Below are 20,885 nucleotides of genomic sequence, written 5' to 3' on the forward strand. Positions count from 1 at the left end.
CCATTAGGTTAGAAAAAGGTTAAGTGAATAAGGGCGCACGGTGGATGCCTTGGCACTAGAAGCCGATGAAGGACGGGACTAACTCCGATATGCTTTGGGGAGCTGTAAGTAAGCTATGATCCAGAGATTTCCGAATGGGGGAACCCAGCATCTTTTATAGGATGTTACTTTCAAGTGAATACATAGCTTGTTAGAGGTAGACGCAGAGAACTGAAACATCTAAGTACCTGCAGGAAGAGAAAGAAAAATCGATTTCCTTAGTAGCGGCGAGCGAAACGGAAACAGCCCAAACCAACAAGCTTGCTTGTTGGGGTTGTAGGACTCAGCTGTGGTAGCTGTTGTGGATAGTCGAATCGACCTGGAAAGGTCAGCCGGAGCGGGTAAAAGCCCCGTAGACGAAATTGACAACACACCTATGAGTATCCTGAGTACGGCGGAACACGAGAAATTCCGTCGGAATCCGGGAGGACCATCTCCCAAGGCTAAATACTCTCTAGTGACCGATAGTGTACCAGTACCGTGAGGGAAAGGTGAAAAGCACCCCGGAAGGGGAGTGAAATAGAACCTGAAACCGTGTGCCTACAAAAAGTCAGAGCCCGTTAATGGGTGATGGCGTGCCTTTTGCAGAATGAACCGGCGAGTTACGATTGCATGCGAGGTTAAGCTGAAGAAGCGGAGCCGTAGCGAAAGCGAGTCTGAATAGGGCGAGTGAGTATGTAGTCGTAGACCCGAAACCAAGTGACCTACCCATGTCCAGGTTGAAGGTGCGGTAAAACGCACTGGAGGACCGAACCCACGTACGTTGAAAAGTGCGGGGATGAGGTGTGGGTAGCGGAGAAATTCCAAACGAACTTGGAGATAGCTGGTTCTCTCCGAAATAGCTTTAGGGCTAGCCTCGGAATTAGAATGATGGAGGTAGAGCACTGTTTGGACTAGGGGCCCGTCTCGGGTTACCGAATTCAGATAAACTCCGAATGCCATTCATTTATGTCCGGGAGTCAGACAGTGAGTGATAAGATCCATTGTCGAAAGGGAAACAGCCCAGACCACCAGCTAAGGTCCCCAAATATATGTTAAGTGGAAAAGGATGTGAGGGTGCACAAACAACTAGGATGTTGGCTCAGAAGCAGCCACCATTTAAAGAGTGCGTAATAGCTCACTAGTCGAGTGCCCTTGCGCCGAAAATGTACCGGGGCTAAACATATTACCGAAGCTGTGGATAGAACTTAGGTTCTATGGTAGGAGAGCGTTCTAAGGGCGTTGAAGCTAGATCGTAAGGACTGGTGGAGCGCTTAGAAGTGAGAATGCCGGTATGAGTAGCGAAAGACAGGTGAGAATCCTGTCCACCGAATGACTAAGGTTTCCTGGGGAAGGCTCGTCCTCCCAGGGTTAGTCGGGACCTAAGCTGAGGCCGATAGGCGTAGGCGATGGATAACAGGTTGAGATTCCTGTACCCGTTTGTTTTGTTTGAACAATGGAGGGACGCAGTAGGTTACAAGATCGCACTGTTGGATATGTGCGTTCAAGCAACAAGTCTTGGTAAGAGTCAAATGCTTTTACCTCTAAGGACAAGTTGTGATGAGGAGGGAAATTTAGTACCGAAGTCTTAATATCACACTGCCAAGAAAAGCTTCTAGTTAGAAACAAACGGCCCGTACCGCAAACCGACACAGGTAGTCGAGGAGAGAATCCTAAGGTGAGCGAGAGAACTCTCGTTAAGGAACTCGGCAAAATGACCCCGTAACTTAGGGAGAAGGGGTGCTGAACGCAAGTTCAGCCGCAGTGAATAGGCCCAAGCGACTGTTTATCAAAAACACAGGTCTCTGCAAAATCGAAAGATGACGTATAGGGGCTGACGCCTGCCCGGTGCTGGAAGGTTAAGAGGATGGGTTAGCAATAGCGAAGCTCAGAATTGAAGCCCCAGTAAACGGCGGCCGTAACTATAACGGTCCTAAGGTAGCGAAATTCCTTGTCGGGTAAGTTCCGACCCGCACGAAAGGCGTAACGATTTGGGCACTGTCTCAACGAGAGACTCGGTGAAATTTTAGTACCTGTGAAGATGCAGGTTACCCGCGACAGGACGGAAAGACCCCATGGAGCTTTACTGTAGTTTGATATTGAATGTTTGTAACACATGTACAGGATAGGTAGGAGCCGTAGAGCTCGGGACGCTAGTCTCGAGGGAGGCATTGGTGGGATACTACCCTTGTGTTATGACCATTCTAACCCGCGCCACTTATCGTGGCGGGAGACAGTGTCAGATGGACAGTTTGACTGGGGCGGTCGCCTCCTAAAAAGTAACGGAGGCGCCCAAAGGTTCCCTCAGAATGGTTGGAAATCATTCGTAGAGTGCAAAGGCATAAGGGAGCTTGACTGCGAGAGCTACAACTCGAGCAGGGACGAAAGTCGGGCTTAGTGATCCGGTGGTTCCGCATGGAAGGGCCATCGCTCAACGGATAAAAGCTACCCTGGGGATAACAGGCTTATCTCCCCCAAGAGTTCACATCGACGGGGAGGTTTGGCACCTCGATGTCGGCTCGTCGCATCCTGGGGCTGTAGTCGGTCCCAAGGGTTGGGCTGTTCGCCCATTAAAGCGGCACGCGAGCTGGGTTCAGAACGTCGTGAGACAGTTCGGTCCCTATCCGTCGCGGGCGTTGGAAATTTGAGAGGAGCTGTCCTTAGTACGAGAGGACCGGGATGGACACACCTCTGGTGTACCAGTTGTTCTGCCAAGGGCATTGCTGGGTAGCTATGTGTGGAAGGGATAAACGCTGAAAGCATCTAAGCGTGAAGCCCCCCTCAAGATGAGATTTCCCATTTCTTTAAGAAAGTAAGATCCCTGAAAGATGATCAGGTAGATAGGCTAGGAGTGGAAGTGCAGTGATGTACGGAGCGGACTAGTACTAATCGATCGAGGACTTAACCAAAGAAAAACGGTGAAGTAAAAAAGATGTCTAACTAAAACATTCAGTTTTGAGTGAACAATCACTCAATTAAATAAAACGCACGTAAGTGTGGCGATGATGGCAAGAAGGATACACCTGTTCCCATGCCGAACACAGAAGTTAAGTTTCTTAGCGCCGAGGGTAGTGAGGGGTTTCCCCTTGTGAGAGTAGGACGTCGCCATGCTGTACGCGTTTTTTTTATTCGGAGGTTTAGCTCAGCTGGGAGAGCACCTGCCTTACAAGCAGGGGGTCAGCGGTTCGATCCCGTTAACCTCCATTTAAAGAATGACGACTCGTTAGCTCAGTTGGTAGAGCATCTGACTTTTAATCAGAGGGTCACTGGTTCGAGCCCAGTACGGGTCATTTTTTTTGTAAAAAATAAGCCGGCTTAGCTCAGTTGGTAGAGCATCTGATTTGTAATCAGAGGGTCGAGGGTTCAACTCCTTTAGCCGGCACTTTAAATAAGCGGAAGTAGTTCAGTGGTAGAACATCACCTTGCCAAGGTGGGGGTCGCGAGTTCGAACCTCGTCTTCCGCTTTTATGAGTTCTTAGCCGGGGTGGCGGAACTGGCAGACGCACAGGACTTAAAATCCTGCGGTGAGTGATCACCGTACCGGTTCGATTCCGGTCCTCGGCATTTTAATAGTAATTCAGATAAGAAAGTCAGAAATGGCTTTTTTTTTATACCAAAAATTTTTGGAACCTTTTAATGTATTATTGAGGCATACTTTTGTATAATAAAGGTCAGAGATAGTCAATTGACGATAAAGGTGGTGTTTCAATTGGATAATCGAAATATGTCAGATATTATTGAGGCATATTTAAAAGAAATATTGGAAATCAATCAAATGGTTGAAATTCGTCGTTCTGAAATGGCTGATTTGTTTGATTGTGTGCCGTCACAAATAAATTATGTGATAAAGACACGTTTCACAGTGCCACAAGGATACCAAGTGGAGAGTAAGCGTGGTGGTGGTGGCTATATTAGAATTGTGAAGGTTGATTTACTTCAACATGGTGACTATTTGATTCGTGTGTCAGAATCTGTAGGCTCTAGTTTGACAGAAAGTGATGCGTTTGCTATCTTAAAACAATTATACCTAAACGATGTGATTGAATTGAGGGAAAAGGAAATCATAAGCACGTTATTATGTAATAAACCGTTACTTAGTGTGAGTGATAATAATAAATTAAGAGCACATATGATGGTCGAGTTATTAGAACGTTTAACATATGACGAGAAGGAGTGAATAGTATGAGTGAATTATTTACAGACAAGGCGAAGCTTGCTTTGGAGATTGCAGAAATACAAGCTAAATATTTTAGACAGAAGGCTATTTCAACTGAGCATCTGTTATTAGGTTTAATTAATGAACAAAAAGGAATTGCTGGGAAAGTTTTAAGAAGTTTTAATTTGGATGAAAAAATGGTTTTTGAGGAAGTTGAACATATTACTCAATATGGACAAAAACCTGCGAATGTTTCAGAGCTATTGCCATATTCACCTAGGGCAAAACAAGTTTTATCTTTTGCTAGTGCAGAGGCTAAGCGAGTGGGAGCGCCTAGCGTTGGGACTGAACATATTTTACTTGCTTTAATCAAGGATGAGGAAGTTTTGGCTGCTCGTGTTTTGACTAACTTAGATGTGGATTTAGGAAAGGTTCGTCAGCTGATTTATAAAAAAATTGGCTTGGTAGAACCGGCTAATAAGCAAAATCAAAGAAAACAACCCAATGCCTCTCGTCAACAGGTGGAAGAAGGAACACCGACGCTTGATTCTTTAGCTCGTGATTTGACTCAATCTGCCCGAGATAATCGTTTAGATCCTTTAGTGGGACGTGATAAAGAGGTTCAGCGTTTAATCCAGATTTTAAGTCGTAGAACGAAAAATAATCCTGTTTTAGTAGGAGAACCTGGTGTGGGGAAAACGGCGATTGCTGAAGGCTTAGCTCAACGCATTATTCAAGGTCGTGTTCCTAAAGAAATGTTGTCTAAACGTTTGATGATGTTAGATATGGGAGCAGTGGTTGCTGGAACGAAGTATCGTGGTGAGTTTGAGGACCGCATGAAGAAAGTAGTAGATGAAATTTATCGTGACGGTGAAGTGATTCTCTTTATTGATGAGCTTCATACGTTAATTGGTGCTGGTGGGGCAGAAGGGGCAATTGATGCTTCGAATATTTTAAAGCCGGCTCTTGCTCGTGGTGAGCTTCAAACAATTGGTGCGACGACTTTAGATGAGTATCAAAAATATATCGAAAAAGATTCGGCTTTAGAACGTCGTTTTGCAAAAATTCAAGTGGATGAGCCAACAGCTGAGGAAGCGGAGCAGATTTTACTTGGTTTACGTTCTCGTTATGAGGATCATCATAAGGTTCGAATTACGGATGAGGCGGTGTTTGCGGCGGTGAATTTATCGACACGCTATATTAGTGATCGTCAATTGCCGGACAAAGCCATTGATTTGATTGATGAGTCTGCGGCTCGCGCCAGATTAGAAGTGGCAGATAAGCGTTCACCAATTGCTTTGCAACGTGAAAAAGTTGAAGAAATTATTCAAGAAAAAGAAGATGCTATTTTAAGACAAGACTTTAAAGATGCGGCAAATGCTCGTAAAAAAGAAAAAGCGGCTTATAAAAAATTGGATAAATTAATTGAAACTGAAAAGAAGAAAGACACTGTATATAAAACGAAAGTAACAGAAGAAGCGATTGTTTCGGTTGTGGCGCAGTGGACTGGAATTCCTTTAGAGCAATTAGAGAAAAAAGAGACAGAACGATTGCTAGAGCTTGAAAAAGTGTTACATGAGCGTGTGGTTGGTCAAGAGGAAGCTGTTGAGTCTGTTTCTCGTGCGATTCGTCGTGCTAGAAGTGGTTTGAAAGATCCGAATCGTCCGATTGGTTCATTTATGTTCTTAGGACCAACAGGTGTGGGTAAAACTGAGCTTGCTAAAACCTTGGCTTCTGTGATGTTTGGTTCTGAGGATGCCTTGATTCGTGTGGACATGTCTGAATTTATGGAGAAACATAGTACAAGTCGTTTAGTGGGTTCTCCTCCTGGTTATGTGGGTTATGATGAAGGTGGTCAGTTAACTGAGCGCATTCGTCAAAAACCTTATTCAGTGGTTTTACTGGATGAAGTGGAAAAAGCACATCCAGATGTTTTCAATATTTTACTTCAAGTATTAGATGATGGTCATTTAACAGATTCTAAGGGCCGCAAAGTAGATTTTAAAAATACGATTTTGATCATGACATCAAATATTGGAGCCACAGCTTTACGTGATGAGAAAACAGTTGGTTTTGGTTCAACTGGTGGGGAAAAAGATTATAAAGCCATGAAATCTCGTATTTTAGAAGAGCTTAAGAAAAGTTTCCGTCCAGAATTCTTAAACCGTGTGGATGAATTACTTGTTTTCCATTCATTGGATAAAAAAGAATTAAATCAAATTGTTAAGATTATGAGTCAATCTGTGGTTGAACGATTGAAAGAGCAAAAAATTAACTTGAAATTAACACCTTCTGCTATTGAAGTGATTAGTAAGGAAGGGTTTGATCCAGAATACGGAGCAAGACCGATTAGACGAGCGATTCAAAAAGAAATCGAAGATCGTTTAAGTGAATTACTCCTTTCTGGTGAGATTACGCCAGGTAGTAAAGTAGTAATGGGAGCTAAAAAAGGTAAAATTAATGTGAAGGTTACGAAAGAAAAAGATTTGCAAAAAGTCTAACAAACTTTAGCGCTAGTTTAATAACTAGCGCTTTTTTATTTGTGATAACATTGTCAAAGTTGGGGTGATTGTGGTAGGATTATGCTGATTACTCACAATTAAGGAGATTAGAACATGATAGAAATTACAGCAACCGTTGAATCCTTTCAACAAGCTGAAAAATTAGTAGATTTAAATATTGATTATTTGTATTTTGGGGATGCGACATTTGGTTTACGCTTGCCAACGCACTTTAATATTGAAGAAATGAAGCAGTTAGTTAACCTGGCACACTCAAAAGGGAAAAAGGTAAGGATAGCAGTCAACGCGATCATGCATCCTGATAAGATGTTACTAATTCCTGATTACTTAGGATTTTTAGAAAATTTATCAGTCGATGAGATTGTTGTAGGAGACCCTGGCGTGATTCATGTCATTAGACGTGATGGCTACAACCTTCCTTATGTTTACGATGCAGCAACAATGGTGACAAGCTCTCGTCAGATTAATTTTTGGGGAAACCGTGGCGCGATTGGTGCTGTCTTATCTCGTGAAATTCCGTACTTGGAATTAGTAGATTTATCAGGAAATCTGGATATTTTCGGAGAGATGCTTGTGTATGGTGCTACATGTATCCATCAATCGAAACGTCCTTTGGTTCAAAATTATTTTAATTTCACCAAGCAAGAGAAAAATACAGACAAAACAAGTCAATTGTTTATCTCTGAACCTAAAGCCGAAGAAACTCATTATTCGATTTATGAGGATGAACACGGCACACATATTTTTGCGACCAATGATGTGAACTTAATGACTGAGTTAGGTGAATTAGAAAAAATTGGTTTAACTCATTGGAAATTAGACGGTATTTACACACAAGGAGAAGCTTACCTTCAAATTGTTTCTTACTTTGTAGAGGCTAAGGAATTGATTCAAGCCGGAAAATGGAACGAAACAGAAGCTAAACGGTTAACGGAATTAGTGATGGCAGCTCATCCTAAAGAACGCACGCTTGATGCTGGCTTTTATTACTTTGATCCAGACGATATTAAATAAGGAGTCCATAGATAATGATGACAAAAGAATTGAAACGACCCGAGGTGCTAGCGCCAGCGGGTACCTTAGAAAAATTAAAAACAGCGATTAGTTACGGAGCCGATGCAGTTTATATTGGTGGGAATGCTTATGGTTTAAGAAGTCGTGCGGGTAACTTTACTTATGAAGAAATGGCAGAAGGTGTGGCATTTGCAAAAGCGCATAATGCCAAAGTTTATGTGGCAGCCAACATGGTGACTCATGAGTTTGATGCAAAAGGTGCGGGAGAATTTTTCTGTGAATTACGAGACATTGGGATTAGTGCGGTGATTGTTTCTGATCCGGCTTTGATTGAAATTTGTATTACTGAAGCACCTGGTTTACCTGTTCATTTATCAACCCAATCTTCAGCGACGAATTTTGAAACCTTAGAATTTTGGAAAAATGAAGGTTTGGAGCGTGTGGTATTAGGACGTGAAGTATCGATGGCAGAGGTTAAAGCGATTCGTGAGAATACAGATATTGAAATTGAAGCTTTTATTCACGGGGCGATGTGTATTTCTTATTCTGGTCGTTGTACCTTATCGAATCATATGTCACATCGAGATGCTAACCGCGGAGGCTGTTCTCAGTCTTGTCGTTGGAAATATGATTTGTTTGAGATGAATTTGGATAAAGAGCGTCAATCATTAATTGATGCAGGAGAAGTGGAAGAGCCTTTTTCAATGAGTGCGGTGGATATGTCGATGATCGAGCACATTCCTGATTTGGTTCAAAATGGTGTGGACAGTTTAAAAATCGAAGGACGTATGAAGTCGATTCATTATGTTTCAACGGTTTCTAATGTGTATAAAAAAGCGGTAGATAGTTATATGGAAGATCCTGAGAATTATGTTTGTAAGCAAGAATGGATTGACGAGTTGTGGAAAGTGGCTCAGCGTGAGTTGGCGACTGGTTTTTATTACGGAGTACCTAGTGACGAGGAGCAGTTATTTGGTAAACGTCGTAAAATCCCTGTCTTTAAATTTATTGGCGAGGTCTTATCCTATGATGAAGAGACAAAAATTGCTACAATTAGACAACGGAATCATTTTAGAATCAATGATGATATTGAATTTTATGGTCCTGGCTTTACCCATTCCCATCAAATAATTACAGAAATGTGGAATGAACTGGATGAACCGATTGAAAAGGCACCAAATGCTATGATGATCGTGAAAATGCCAGTAGAAAATCCAGTGAAACCAGGAGATATGATCCGAAAACGAAAATAAGGATGGTAGTTATGGAGTCTTTTGATTATATTGTGATCGGTGGCGGTAGTGGCGGGATTGCTTCTGCTAATCGTGCCGGAATGCGCGGAGCGAAAGTTTTATTAATAGAAGGATCAGACATTGGAGGAACCTGTGTCAATGTTGGCTGTGTGCCTAAAAAGGTGATGTGGTCAGCTTCTGAAATGCGTTCGATGATGTTAAAACAAGCCAAAGAATATGGCTTTGATGTAACGCTCGAAGATGTGGATTTCTCTAGATTAGTGGCTAATCGTCAAACGTACATTGAGCGTCTTCATGGTTTATATATGAAAGGTTTAGCAAGTAATGGGGTAACGGTTATTCACGGCTTTGCTAAATTTACGGCTGAAAAGACCGTTGAAGTAGGTGGGGAAAGCTACACAGCTAAACACATTTTAATCGCTACAGGTGGTAAAATTATTAGACCTAATATTCCTGGTTCTGAGTACGGAATTGATTCAAATGGCTTCTTTGAATTAACAGAGATGCCAAAATCAGTGGCAGTGGTTGGTGCTGGTTATATTGCAGTGGAAATTGCGGGTGTGTTAAATGGTTTAGGATCTGACACTCACTTAGCTTTTAGAAAAGAAAGTTTTTTAAGAGAGTTTGATGATTTAGTAATTTCAGGCTTAACCGAAAGTTATGAAAAACAAGGGATTCATTTACATGCTCATTCAGTGCCACAAAAAGTGGAGCAGACTGATTCAGGCTATGAGTTATTCTTTGAAAATGGTCAATCTCTTAAAGTGGATGAAATTATTTGGGCGATTGGAAGAGTTCCTAATCTAGATCAACTTGGTTTAGAAAATACCCAAGTGAAGTTGACTGATAAAAAAGCGATTAAAGTGGATGACTATCAAAATACAACTCAAACAGGGATTTATGCTGTGGGGGATGTGATTGATAAAATCAACTTAACGCCAGTGGCAATTGCCGCCGGACGTCGTTTGTCAGAACGATTATTCAACGGGCAAACCACAGCACGCTTAGATTATGAAACTGTTCCGACAGTTGTTTTCTCTCATCCAACGATCGGTACAGTTGGTTTAACCGAAAAAGAGGCACGTGAAATGTATCCTGGTGAAAAAATCACAATTTATACGTCAACCTTTACACCAATGCAGTATGCAATCACGGAAATTAGAGAAAAATGTCACATGAAGCTAGTTTGTTTAGGAGATGATGAAAAAGTCATTGGATTACACGGACTTGGTCTAGGTGTTGATGAGATGTTACAAGGGTTTGCCGTGGCAATAAAAATGGGCGCAACTAAAGCCGATTTTGATAACACTGTAGCCATTCACCCGACTGGGGCAGAAGAATTTGTAACCATGCGCTAAGCTTATAAAATGTAATGATTATCATTTTATAGACATTCGAAGTTTGCTTTGAATGTCTATTAAATATGTTGTATAATATAGGGTGATAATTATAAATAAGGAGGACAATAAACATGATGGATTTAGTTACATTAGCAAGATTCCAATTTGGGATGACAACCGTCTTTCACTTTTTCTTTGTACCATTATCTATTGGTATGGCATTTTCTGTTGCAATTTTAGAAACATTATACGTTGTGAAAAAAGATGAAATGTACAAAGATATGGCAAAATTCTGGGGAAATATTTTCTTACTAAGTTTTGCAGTAGGGGTTGTAACAGGGATTATCCAAGAATTCCAATTTGGGATGAACTGGTCTGAGTATTCTCGTTTTATGGGGGATATCTTTGGCGCACCACTTGCAGTAGAGGCATTATTAGCATTCTTTATGGAATCAACATTTATTGGATTATGGATCTTTGGTTGGGACAAATTCAATAAAAAATTACACGCAGCATTTATTTGGTTAGTATCACTAGGTACGATTTTATCAGCATTATGGATTTTAGCAGCCAACTCATTTATGCAAAATCCTGTAGCTTATCAAATTAATGAAGCAACAAACAGAGCGGAATTAACAAGTTTCTTCGGATTACTTAAAAACCACCAATTATGGTTAGAATTCCCACACGTTATTTTCGGAGCATTTGTAACAGGTGGCTTTGTTATCGCCGGTTGTTCAGCTTGGAAATTAATGAAAAAACAAGACACAAAATTCTTCAAAAAATCAATGCAATTTGGTTTAATTATCGGATTAATTGGTTCAGTCTTAACAATGGGTGCAGGACATGCGCAAATGAACGCTGTTGCCAATGACCACCCAATGAAATTTGCAGCAATGGAAGGTATCTATGATGACACGACTGGGGACTCAGCGCCTTGGAACATCATTGCCGGAATTGACACTAAAAATCAAAAAACAGACTGGGAAATTGCAGTACCAGCGATGTTAAGTATTTTAGGTGGAAAAGATAAATTCCAAGGGATGGATTCAGTGAATGCAGACCTACACAAAGAACATGACGAAAAATTCGGTAAAGAAATGGATTACTATTTACCAGTTAAAACATTATTCTGGGGCTTCCGTTTCATGGCAGGATTTGGAACGTTAATGGCTTTAATGGCTGTTATTGGTCTGTTCTTACTTAGAAATGATAAATTACAAAAAATGAACTGGTTAATGGGATTATTTGTGGCAGGTATTGCCTTCCCATTCATTTCAAATTCAACTGGTTGGATTATTACAGAAATGGGACGTGCACCTTGGACTGTTTATGGATTATTTACTATCGAAGACAGTGTTTCACCAAGTGTGACTCAAGGATCATTAATCTTCAGTAATATTGTCTATTTCCTTTTATTCTTATTCTTAGGATTTGTGATGGTTCTTTACTCAAAACGTTACTTGAAAAAAGGTCCTTACTATGTGAGTCCTTCAGAAGCGCGTAAAGAATCAATCGATCCGTTTTCAAAGGAGGCATTCTAATATGAGTAACTTACAATTATTGTGGTTCTTCTTAATTGGTGTTTTATTTACAGGCTTCTTCTTCTTAGAAGGCTTTGACTTAGGTGTTGGGATGTCAGTTAAAACGTTGGCTAAAAACAAACGCGAACGTGATCAAATTATTCAAACCATTGGACCTGTTTGGGAATCAAACTTGGTTTGGTTAATTACAGCAGGGGGAGCAATGTTTGCTTCATTCCCAGAATGGTACGCATCATTATTTAGTGGTTTTTATATTTTCTTATTACTTGTTTTAGTTGGGTTGATTATCCGCGGGGTATCATTCAAATTTAGATCAAGTTCTGAAAGTGCCAGAGAACGTAATCTTTGGGAATGGACACTATGTATTGGTAGCTTTTTAACAACTTTCTTCTTAGGTATGATGTTTGTGGACTTAGTTCGCGGTATGCCTCTTGATGAAACTAAAAACGTGATGAACGCAGGTTTCACTGATTATGTTAACTTGTTCTCTATCGTTGGTGGTGTGGCAGTAACTTTAATTTCTTACTTACACGGTTTAAACTACTTACGTTTAAAAACTGACGGTAAAGTTAGAGAACGTGCCAACGCTCAAGCTAAAAAATTATACCCAGTATTATTTGCAGGTTTAGTAGCATTTGCAGTTCTTTCATTTATCGATACTGATTTCTTTAAAGAAAGAATGATTTCTTCATTAATTATCTTAGTTTTAATCGTTGTCTTTGCAGCAATGGCAGCATATGGAACTTACAAAGATAAAGAAGGATTCTCATTTATTTCAACTGGTTTGGTGTTTGTTGGGGTTGTTGTTTTCTTATTCAACGGATTATTCCCACGAGTAATGGTAGCAACCGATTCAAAATTCCACTTACTAATTGAAAATGCTTCAAGTACACCTTATACATTAAAAGTAATGACAATCGTTACAGCTTGTTTATTACCAATTGTTTTAATTTACATTATCTGGATGTACAAACAATTTACTAAACGTGTGTCAGTTGACGTATTAGATAATTATTAATATGAAGGAGACGTGCCGAGTTTGATTGATAAGAATTTATTTCGTATTGATAAAATGAGGTCTGTCTTAATAGGGCTTGCAGGACTTGGTGTTCTGCAAGCTTTATTAATTATCGGACAGGCTTATTTTTTATCCAGTGCGATTAGTGAGCTTTGGAATGGGGAGAGTGTTTCTTCTCAAATCAAGCCAATGAGCATCTTTTTTATTTGTTTCTTATTGAGACAAGTTCTCAATTTCTTTAGGGATCGTTTCTTAGATACCTATGCTTATGAACAAGCCAAAATCGTTAGACAACAGTTGCTAGATAAAGTGTTTCGCTTAGGTCCTAATTTTGTTCAAAAAGAAGGAACTGGGAACATGGTAACCATGGCGATTGAAGGTGTGAGTCAAATCGAAAATTATTTGACGCTGATTTTACCTAAAATTACCAATATGATGGTGATTCCTTGGGTTATTTTACTGTTTGTATTTACGCAAGATGTGCGTTCAGGCGTCATCTTATTGTTAGTTTTTCCAATTATCATTTTATTTATGATTATTTTGGGATATGCCGCTAGAGCCAAAGCTGATCGTCAGTATGAAGGCTATCAATTACTTAGTAACCATTTCTTAGATTCTTTAAGAGGTCTTGAAACGCTTAATTTTTTAGGATTAAGCAAAAAATATGAAAAAAATGTTTATGGCATTAGTGAAGACTACCGAAAAGCAACCATGAGCACGTTAAAAATTGCGATATTATCAACGTTTGCTTTGGATTTCTTTACCACCTTATCGGTAGCGATTGTGGCTGTATTCTTAGGCTTTAAATTAATGAATGGGGAGATGTTGTTATTTCCAGCGTTAACAGCACTGGTTTTAGCTCCTGATTTCTTTTTACCTTTACGAGATTTTTCAAGTGACTATCACGCAACGCTTGATGGTGGGAACACATTGAAGTCGATTTTTTCAATCTTGGATAAAAAAGAGTTTGAAGAAGTAGAAGAAGTTTCAGTTGGTAAGTGGAGTGACTCAGATCAAGTGACATTGACTGATCTTTCTCTTAAGTATGATGAGACTTCAGAGCGTCACACCTTAGAGGATATTAATTTTTCTTGGCAAGGGTATGGAAAAATTGGGGTGGTTGGTTTATCTGGTTCAGGAAAATCAACCTTGATTAAAACTTTAGGTGGCTTTTTGGAGGCTGATCAGGCAAGTATCGATATTAATGGTCAGTTAACAAGCCATCTACGAATGAAAGAATGGCAAGATCAATTACTTTACGTGCCTCAAGATCCTTATATTTTCCATGCAACCTTACGTGAAAATATTAGTTTCTATGACCCAGAAGCAAGTGAGCGTGATATTTTACTTGCTGTGGATCGTGCAGGGCTTTTAGAAGTGGTTCAAGAGTTGCCGGAAGGATTAGAAACGGTAATTGGAGATGCCGCTCACATGTTGAGTGGGGGACAATTACAACGTGTTGCCTTGGCTCGTGCCTTTCTGGATAGTGGTCGTCAAGTTTTACTATTTGATGAACCGACTGCTCATTTGGATGTGGAAACAGAAGCTGAGTTAAAAGCAACCATGTTACCTTTATTTGAAGAAAAGCTAGTCTTTTTTGCCACTCATCGTCTGCACTGGATGAAAGAGATGGATTATATTATTGTCATGAAAGATGGGCAAATTACTGAACAGGGAACTTACGAAGAACTACGTCAAAAAAATGGTGCTTACAGTGAATTTGTAGAGCAATTGAAAGGGGAGTAATATGAAGACGAAATATTTATTACTTTCAAAAGAAGATCACTGGGTTCGCCCTTTTTTCAAGAAATACAAAGGCTTACTCGCTTTAGTTTTATTTTTAGGTTTTTTAACTTTTTTTGCGGCATCAGCCTTAATGTTTACCTCTGGTTACTTAATTAGTCGCTCAGCTGCGAAACCTGAAAATATTTTAATGGTGTATGTGCCGATTGTTTTAACCCGTGCTTTTGGGATTGCTAGACCGACCTTACGTTATGTGGAACGTCTAGGCAGCCACAATTGGGTTTTAAAAATGACTTCGGATATCCGATTGAAATTGTATCAATCTATGGAAACAAGAGCAGCAAAATCGAAATCTGAATACCAAACAGGTAATATCTTAGGGATTTTAGCTGAAGATATTGAGCATATTCAAAATCTGTACTTAAGAACGATTTTCCCTGCGATTGTGGCGATTATTTTATATGTGGCGATTGTGATTGCTTTAGGTGTCTTTTCACTGCCTTTAGCTTTGTTAATGTTTCTTTTAATAGGTGTGATTTTGATTGTCTTACCTTTAACGTCAGTTCTCGTGAATAACGCTCGTGTTTACCGCCAAAAAGCGAAAAAACACGTGTTGTATAACCAATTAACAGATGCTGTTTTAGGAGTTGGTGATTGGCAATATAGTGGTCGTTATCAAGAATTTTTAACAGGCTATAATGAAGCAGAAGGAGACGTGCGTAAGGAAGACAAAGTCATGAAGCAATATTCAAGACGTGAAAGTCTACTTAAACAAGTCATCTTTGGGTTGATCGTGATCGTTCTATTCGTTTGGGCCGGCAATTACTTTGGTGCAACAGGGGAGGTGAAATACCTTAACTGGATCGCAGCTTTTGTTTTAGCCTTTTTCCCATTGATTGACGCTTTTGCGCCTGTGAGTGATTCCTTGAAAGAATTGCCTCTTTATGAAGACACTGTTAGACGCTTGTCTGAATTACCAAGTGTTGAGGTGCAAGAAGAGAACCACGAACCATTAGATATTTTGACTGAAGACATGTCGATTGAATTTAAGGATGTTGACTTTAGATATGAAGAAAATCAAAAATTGATTTTAGAGTCCTTTAATTTAGTTATTCCAACAGGGAAAGTGACGGCTATTTTAGGGAAAAGTGGTGTAGGTAAGACAACTCTTTCTAAATTGTTAAGAGGCGATCTTATTCCAGAAAAAGGGCAAGTGTTGATTAATGATTATTTGACTTCTGAGTTAAAAGAGCAACAATCAGAAATAATTGGCGTTCTAAACCAAAGTCCCCATATTTTTAACACATCGATTAGAAATAATATTCGTTTGGGTAATTTAGAAGCGACAGAAGAGGAAATTGAGTTAGCAGCAAAACAAGCTGGTTTAGAATCTGTTTACGAAAAATTACCGTTAGGACTAGATACTTTAGTTGAGGAAAGTGGTAAACGTTTCTCAGGTGGAGAACAGCAACGGATTGCCTTAGCCAGAATTTTACTTCAAGATGCCCCGATTATTATTATTGATGAACCAACGATAGGATTAGATCCTATTACGGAAAAACAATTATTAGAAACAGTCTTTAATGTGTTAAAAGATAAAACTGTTTTATGGATTACCCATCATTTAGTGGGAACTCACTATGCTGACTCAATTGTCTTTTTAGAAAATGGACACATCAGCATGTCAGGCACGCAAAAAGAATTACTAACAACGAACAGTAAATTCAAAGAATTATACCAATTAGATTTGTATGAATAAAAGGTGTTGTTTTGAGCGATTTGCTCCGAGCTACTGGAATCCTTCTTTTCAAACTGCTTTTTAGTTTGAAGAAGAAGGGTGAAGTAGCCGAAGGAGCAGCTCAAAAGAACCCGCTAAATAAAGGTGTTGTTTTGAGCGATTTGCTCTGATTGGTTAACGAATACAACTAAAATTATCTCTGCAGCAAGTGCTGTAGGGATAATTTTTTTACCAAAAAAAGATTCTTAAAAAAACAAGCAATGAGAATTCAATTAATTTTAGGTTCCTTGTCCGAGTATTTTCATCATTTGTGTTTAAAACAGCTTTACACAGCTTAATTAAAAGGGTAATATTAATATGATCAGTATAGAAAAAAACGAAACTATACAGGAGAGAGTTAACCATTGAAAGGGGGACAGTATCTATGTTTTCAAATGAATTAAACATAGATGTTCAGATATATCAAGAAGAGGTTAAAAAACCATCAAGTACAAGCCAAGTTCTTGTACCAGTACAAAATAAAAGTGAAGTAACAAATCAATTATTGTTAAAATGGTCTGACAAAGAACGTAAATTAACAAATAAAAACATTGATGACGTAACTAGCATCGTATTTAGAGAGTGGGAAACAACATTCCCTCTTTATAAAATCGAACGTGCTTTTTCAGACGTTTCTTCACGTGGATCAATTGAGATTTATGTGACATTTGATTCTAAAAATATTTTCTCAAACACACAAATTAGAAACATTAAAAAAACAGTGACTGATATGTTGGTTAAGGAATTAGCAAAAGTATCAGAAAAAAGTGAAACAGATCGTCCAGAAATAGCAGAGTCACCACGTTTTAGTCAATCAGTGACAGCTAAGTCAACCGATACAGACCGCGTTCAACGTCGTGCAGAGCTTGATTTAAGAGAACGTTTCAACAACCTTAAAAAAGAGAATAATGAATTACAAATGGCTTTACAACAAAGTAAAGCAGATGAATTAACGCAAAAAGAAAACATTGGTGAGTTAAAATTACAAATGGAACGCCAACAACGTGTTCTAAATGAAATGAACGACGGTAAAAAATCACACAATGCTGAAGAAAAAGAACGTACGCGTCAATTACAAGAGCAATTAGATGATGTGAATTATCGTTTGCGTCAAAGTGGACAAGATTTACTTGAACGCCAACGTGAAATTCAACAATTACAATTAGTTGTTAGCGATAATGAAAATTATATTAATGGCTTACAAGCTGATTATGACCAATTAAGATCAGCTAATAACACGCAAATTGAGCAATTATTGCAAGAAAATGATATGTTGAAAACTGATTTAATTGATTACCGTAACAGTGAACTAGAAGGTAAACAAATCGTTCAAGCGGTTAAGAGTGAATTACATCAATTAACATTAGAAAAAGAAACGATTCAAGAAGACTTGAAACAAAAACTACAACGTATGGAATATGAAAATGATGAATTACGTACTGTTCTTAAAGAAAATCAAGTATTCGAAGATAAAACACAACAAGATTTAATCGAAACAACCCGTGAACTAAACAAATTCCGTGATGATGTGAAACGTTTAGAAACAGAAAATTCATTGTTAACTCGTGAATGGGAAACACGTTTTCAAACATTGTCTTCAGAAAAAGAAGAATTAGCAGTGGCTTATAATACAAGTCGCCAGTTAGAAGTAGAGCGTCAAAATGAACTGATTCAATTAAAAAATAGTTTAGTTGTTTTAGAGCAAAACTTACAACAAGCGGGACTTGAACAACAAAGAGCCGTTAGTCAATGGGAAGAACGTGTTGCTAAAGAAGAACGTGAAACAGCGCGTATCTTACAACAAGCAAGTTTAGATAAAGATCAATTTGCTAGAAACAAAGAGCAAGAAATCAAACGTCTTTCTGATCGTTTAGAACAACAACAAAACTTAGTTGATAAATTAATGATGTCACAAAAAGACACACAAGAAAATTGGCAAGAAAATTATCAATTACTAGAAACTAATTACAAAACAGCAAGAGATCGTTCGGTTCAATTAGAACAAGAAATTTCTCGCTTATTACAAGATAACCAATTGTTAGAAACTAAATTAGCAGGTATGGAACAAAGAGAAGCTCACGTTGTGGCGCCGGTTATTCCAGTAGCACCTGTTGTACCAGTAGCAGCACCAAGTTTAGAAGCTGTTTTAGAGCAAACAAGTAGCACGCAAAACGCACTTCAAGCAGAAATTGACAATGAAGTCGCAAGTTTAGAAGTACCTGTAGTTAAACCAGAACCAAAAGTTGAAAAAGAAATTGCTTATGAAGAAGAAGTTGAAGAAACAGCAGATTCTGATTATGACTACGATTACGGTTACGACGGTTATGATGATGAGTATGGCTATGACGACGAATATGATGATGAGTATGATGATGACGACGACGATTCAGACGACGTTTTAAGCTATGACGGCGAAACAATCAAAGAAGATGTAGAAGAATTATTAGATAATACGGATGATGAAGACATCGAAAAAGTTTCTAAAAAAGATTTTGCAGAAGTTGAAGAACGCGTTGATGGCTTGAAACGTTTATTTGAAAAAACAGAAGATGCTGATTTCAAAACATTCGTAGCGCCAAAAATGAAAAAATACAACAAACTGAAAAATAAAATCGAAGAAGATGTGAAAAAACCTAAATTATTCTCACCTAAATACAAAATTGAAGCAGGTCTCTTCAATGAAATGAAAGCTTATGCTTTAATGAGCCGCCATTTACAAGTTTTATCAGGTGAAGATGAAGACGCTGATTATGACTATGATTACGATGGTTATGATTATGAGTACGATTACGAATAGAGATTAGAAAGTTTAAAGTGAGACATGAAAGTGTTTTGCTTTAAGCTTTTTTTATCAAAGAAAGGACGTTTTAAAATGAAAAAGACAAGTAATCCATTTACGATTCATCCTCCTGTAGGTCCTTATGTTCATCAAGTAATTAATTCGGGTTATCAACCAAAATGGCTAACGCTATCTGGTCAAATTGGCATGACTAAAGAGGGAGATATTCCAAGTGAAGTATCCAAACAATTTGAACTTGCTTTAAAGAATATTAAATCTAATTTATTGATGGCTGAGATGGATGTTAAAAACTTAGTAAAGTTAACTATTTATTTAGTTGAGGAAATTGATCTAGAAGAAAGAACGAAAGCATTGAAAGAGTTTTTAAAAGAAGAAGAAACGGCGATGACACTTTTATACGTTAAAGGTTTAGCTAATCCGAAGTTGAAGGTTGAAATCGATGTAGTGGCTTGTAAATAAAGAAAAAAGGAACGCTCTGCTTTAAGCAGTCGTTCCTTTTTCGCCTTTTTCAATGGCATATTTAATTAATAATGGTGAGAAGAGAGTTGTTAGGATAATCGCAACAACAATGGCAGAATATAAGCCTTCGTTGATTAAGCCTAGGGATTCGCCCATCTTCACAATAATCAACGCCATTTCCCCACGTGATACCATACCAGCACCAATAATTAAAGATTGATTTTTATCCAGATGAGTTAAACGCCCACCCACGTAACCACCAATTAATTTAGTTAAAGTTGCTAAAACAGTGAAGACAATAATTAGTAAGGCGTACTCTTTGAAAGCTGATAATTCAATATCTAAACCAATAGAGACAAAGAAAACTGGGATAAATAAAGAGTAGCTAATCACAGAAACATTGTGCTCAATGCGGTGTTTACTTTCATGTTTAGATAATAATAAACCGATGAAGAAAGCCCCAATCACATCACTCATACCTACTTTTTCTGAAAGAACAGCGAACAAGAAACATAAAACTAAACCGAATGCTGTCTCCACTTCCACAGCAACGATTTTTTTAACTAAAGCTAAAAGTGGGTTCAAAATAAATTTAGCAAATAGGAATAATCCTAAGAAGAATAAAATTTTGCTTCCCAGTAGGTCCCAAATGAAACCAACACCCATAGAACTACCACCAGAAGAGCCTGAACTTAAAACAGCGCTAAAGATACTAACAATTAAAACAACGGCGATATCATCCACTACGGCCGCTCCAAGAGTGACAGAACCTTCTGCTGTATCTAAACGGTTGTATTCTTTTAATACTTGAACGGAAATACTCACCGAAGTGGCACTAAAAATTACCCCTAAGAATAAAGCTTCTTTCCAAGGAATATCAAAGAGATGCGCAGCACCGCTTAAGAAAAGCATAGGAAGTAAAATCCCAAATAAAGCGACCATAACAGATGGTTTTAGGTATTTTTTGAGTTTTTCCAAATCGCTTTCTAAACCAGCTAAAAACATGAGTAGAATCACCCCGATTTCAGCAAAGAGTGAAATAGCTTCAGTATGTAAAACTAAGCCTAAAAGTGCAGGGCCTAAGATCACCCCAGTAAGCAATTCACCGATAACAGCAGGAATACCAATTTTTTGGCATAAATGACCAGCTAGTTTTGTTCCGATAATAATTAAGATTAACGAGATTAATAATTCCATTAACATAGTGTTTCCCCCTTTAAAAAATTTCCAAAAAAAGACGC

The 20,885-nt window shown here is 38.6% G+C and carries 12 protein-coding genes, 5 tRNA genes and 2 rRNA genes; 18 read left to right on the forward strand and 1 reads right to left on the reverse strand.

What is annotated here, in order from left to right:
• Positions 1-17 precede the first annotated feature (17 nt).
• From G7082_RS06320 to G7082_RS06405, 18 genes are all read left to right on the forward strand, one after another.
• Positions 18-2,927 (forward strand): 23S ribosomal RNA (locus G7082_RS06320).
• A gap of 86 nt (positions 2,928-3,013) precedes the next feature.
• Positions 3,014-3,129: ribosomal RNA gene (gene rrf, locus G7082_RS06325) — 5S ribosomal RNA — on the forward strand.
• Between the two features lie 20 nt (positions 3,130-3,149).
• A tRNA-Val gene (locus G7082_RS06330) sits at positions 3,150-3,222 on the forward strand.
• A 13-nt stretch (positions 3,223-3,235) separates the two neighbouring features.
• A tRNA-Lys gene (locus tag G7082_RS06335) sits at positions 3,236-3,308 on the forward strand.
• A 19-nt stretch (positions 3,309-3,327) separates the two neighbouring features.
• A tRNA-Thr gene (locus G7082_RS06340) sits at positions 3,328-3,400 on the forward strand.
• Between the two features lie 10 nt (positions 3,401-3,410).
• Positions 3,411-3,482 (forward strand) — tRNA-Gly (locus G7082_RS06345).
• Between the two features lie 14 nt (positions 3,483-3,496).
• Positions 3,497-3,582 (forward strand) — tRNA-Leu (locus G7082_RS06350).
• Between the two features lie 145 nt (positions 3,583-3,727).
• Positions 3,728-4,195 (forward strand): CtsR family transcriptional regulator, encoded by a 468-nt coding sequence (locus G7082_RS06355; protein ID WP_166034284.1) that lies wholly within the window; start codon positions 3,728-3,730, stop codon positions 4,193-4,195.
• Between the two features lie 5 nt (positions 4,196-4,200).
• The gene (locus tag G7082_RS06360) at positions 4,201-6,675 is read left to right on the forward strand and encodes an ATP-dependent Clp protease ATP-binding subunit (protein WP_166034285.1); all 2,475 of its coding nucleotides are present in this window, start codon (positions 4,201-4,203) and stop codon (positions 6,673-6,675) included.
• 114 nt (positions 6,676-6,789) lie between these two features.
• On the forward strand, positions 6,790-7,710 hold the full coding sequence (locus G7082_RS06365; protein ID WP_166034286.1) for a peptidase U32 family protein: 921 nt from the start codon (positions 6,790-6,792) through the stop codon (positions 7,708-7,710).
• Positions 7,711-7,724: 14 nt separating this feature from the next.
• Entirely contained in the window at positions 7,725-8,963 is a 1,239-nt protein-coding gene (locus G7082_RS06370) for a peptidase U32 family protein (RefSeq protein WP_166034287.1), read from the forward strand.
• An 11-nt stretch (positions 8,964-8,974) separates the two neighbouring features.
• Positions 8,975-10,321 (forward strand): glutathione-disulfide reductase, encoded by a 1,347-nt coding sequence (gor, locus tag G7082_RS06375; protein WP_166034288.1) that lies wholly within the window; start codon positions 8,975-8,977, stop codon positions 10,319-10,321.
• Positions 10,322-10,437: 116 nt separating this feature from the next.
• On the forward strand, positions 10,438-11,847 hold the full coding sequence (locus G7082_RS06380; protein WP_166036030.1) for a cytochrome ubiquinol oxidase subunit I: 1,410 nt from the start codon (positions 10,438-10,440) through the stop codon (positions 11,845-11,847).
• A gap of 1 nt (position 11,848) precedes the next feature.
• Positions 11,849-12,865 (forward strand): cytochrome d ubiquinol oxidase subunit II, encoded by a 1,017-nt coding sequence (cydB, locus tag G7082_RS06385; protein ID WP_166034289.1) that lies wholly within the window; start codon positions 11,849-11,851, stop codon positions 12,863-12,865.
• A 21-nt stretch (positions 12,866-12,886) separates the two neighbouring features.
• On the forward strand, positions 12,887-14,611 hold the full coding sequence (cydD, locus tag G7082_RS06390) for a thiol reductant ABC exporter subunit CydD (RefSeq protein WP_166034290.1): 1,725 nt from the start codon (positions 12,887-12,889) through the stop codon (positions 14,609-14,611).
• A 1-nt stretch (position 14,612) separates the two neighbouring features.
• Positions 14,613-16,367: a thiol reductant ABC exporter subunit CydC gene (cydC, locus tag G7082_RS06395; protein WP_166034291.1), complete on the forward strand. Its 1,755-nt coding sequence runs from the start codon at positions 14,613-14,615 to the stop codon at positions 16,365-16,367.
• A 403-nt stretch (positions 16,368-16,770) separates the two neighbouring features.
• On the forward strand, positions 16,771-19,182 hold the full coding sequence (locus G7082_RS06400; RefSeq protein WP_166034292.1) for a coiled-coil domain-containing protein: 2,412 nt from the start codon (positions 16,771-16,773) through the stop codon (positions 19,180-19,182).
• A gap of 75 nt (positions 19,183-19,257) precedes the next feature.
• Entirely contained in the window at positions 19,258-19,644 is a 387-nt protein-coding gene (locus G7082_RS06405; RefSeq protein ID WP_166034293.1) for a RidA family protein, read from the forward strand.
• 21 nt (positions 19,645-19,665) lie between these two features.
• Here the strand turns inward: G7082_RS06405 and G7082_RS06410 are convergent, their stop codons facing one another.
• Positions 19,666-20,847: a cation:proton antiporter gene (locus G7082_RS06410; protein WP_166034294.1), complete on the reverse strand. Its 1,182-nt coding sequence runs from the start codon at positions 20,845-20,847 to the stop codon at positions 19,666-19,668.
• Positions 20,848-20,885 lie beyond the last annotated feature (38 nt).

It is taken from the genome of Vagococcus hydrophili (assembly GCF_011304195.1).
GTDB lineage: Bacteria > Bacillota > Bacilli > Lactobacillales > Vagococcaceae > Vagococcus > Vagococcus hydrophili.

Excerpts from the sequence above, each read along its gene's own strand:
- G7082_RS06360 (WP_166034285.1), top strand. The coding sequence starts at position 4,201 with ATGAGTGAATTATTTACAGACAAGGCGAAGCTTGCTTTGGAGATTGCA.
- G7082_RS06365 (WP_166034286.1), top strand. The coding sequence starts at position 6,790 with ATGATAGAAATTACAGCAACCGTTGAATCCTTTCAACAAGCTGAAAAA.
- G7082_RS06370 (WP_166034287.1), top strand. The coding sequence starts at position 7,725 with ATGATGACAAAAGAATTGAAACGACCCGAGGTGCTAGCGCCAGCGGGT.
- gor (WP_166034288.1), top strand. The coding sequence starts at position 8,975 with ATGGAGTCTTTTGATTATATTGTGATCGGTGGCGGTAGTGGCGGGATT.
- G7082_RS06380 (WP_166036030.1), top strand. The coding sequence starts at position 10,438 with ATGGATTTAGTTACATTAGCAAGATTCCAATTTGGGATGACAACCGTC.
- cydB (WP_166034289.1), top strand. The coding sequence starts at position 11,849 with ATGAGTAACTTACAATTATTGTGGTTCTTCTTAATTGGTGTTTTATTT.
- cydC (WP_166034291.1), top strand. The coding sequence starts at position 14,613 with ATGAAGACGAAATATTTATTACTTTCAAAAGAAGATCACTGGGTTCGC.
- G7082_RS06400 (WP_166034292.1), top strand. The coding sequence starts at position 16,771 with ATGTTTTCAAATGAATTAAACATAGATGTTCAGATATATCAAGAAGAG.
- G7082_RS06405 (WP_166034293.1), top strand. The coding sequence starts at position 19,258 with ATGAAAAAGACAAGTAATCCATTTACGATTCATCCTCCTGTAGGTCCT.
- G7082_RS06410 (WP_166034294.1), bottom strand. The coding sequence starts at position 20,847 with ATGTTAATGGAATTATTAATCTCGTTAATCTTAATTATTATCGGAACA.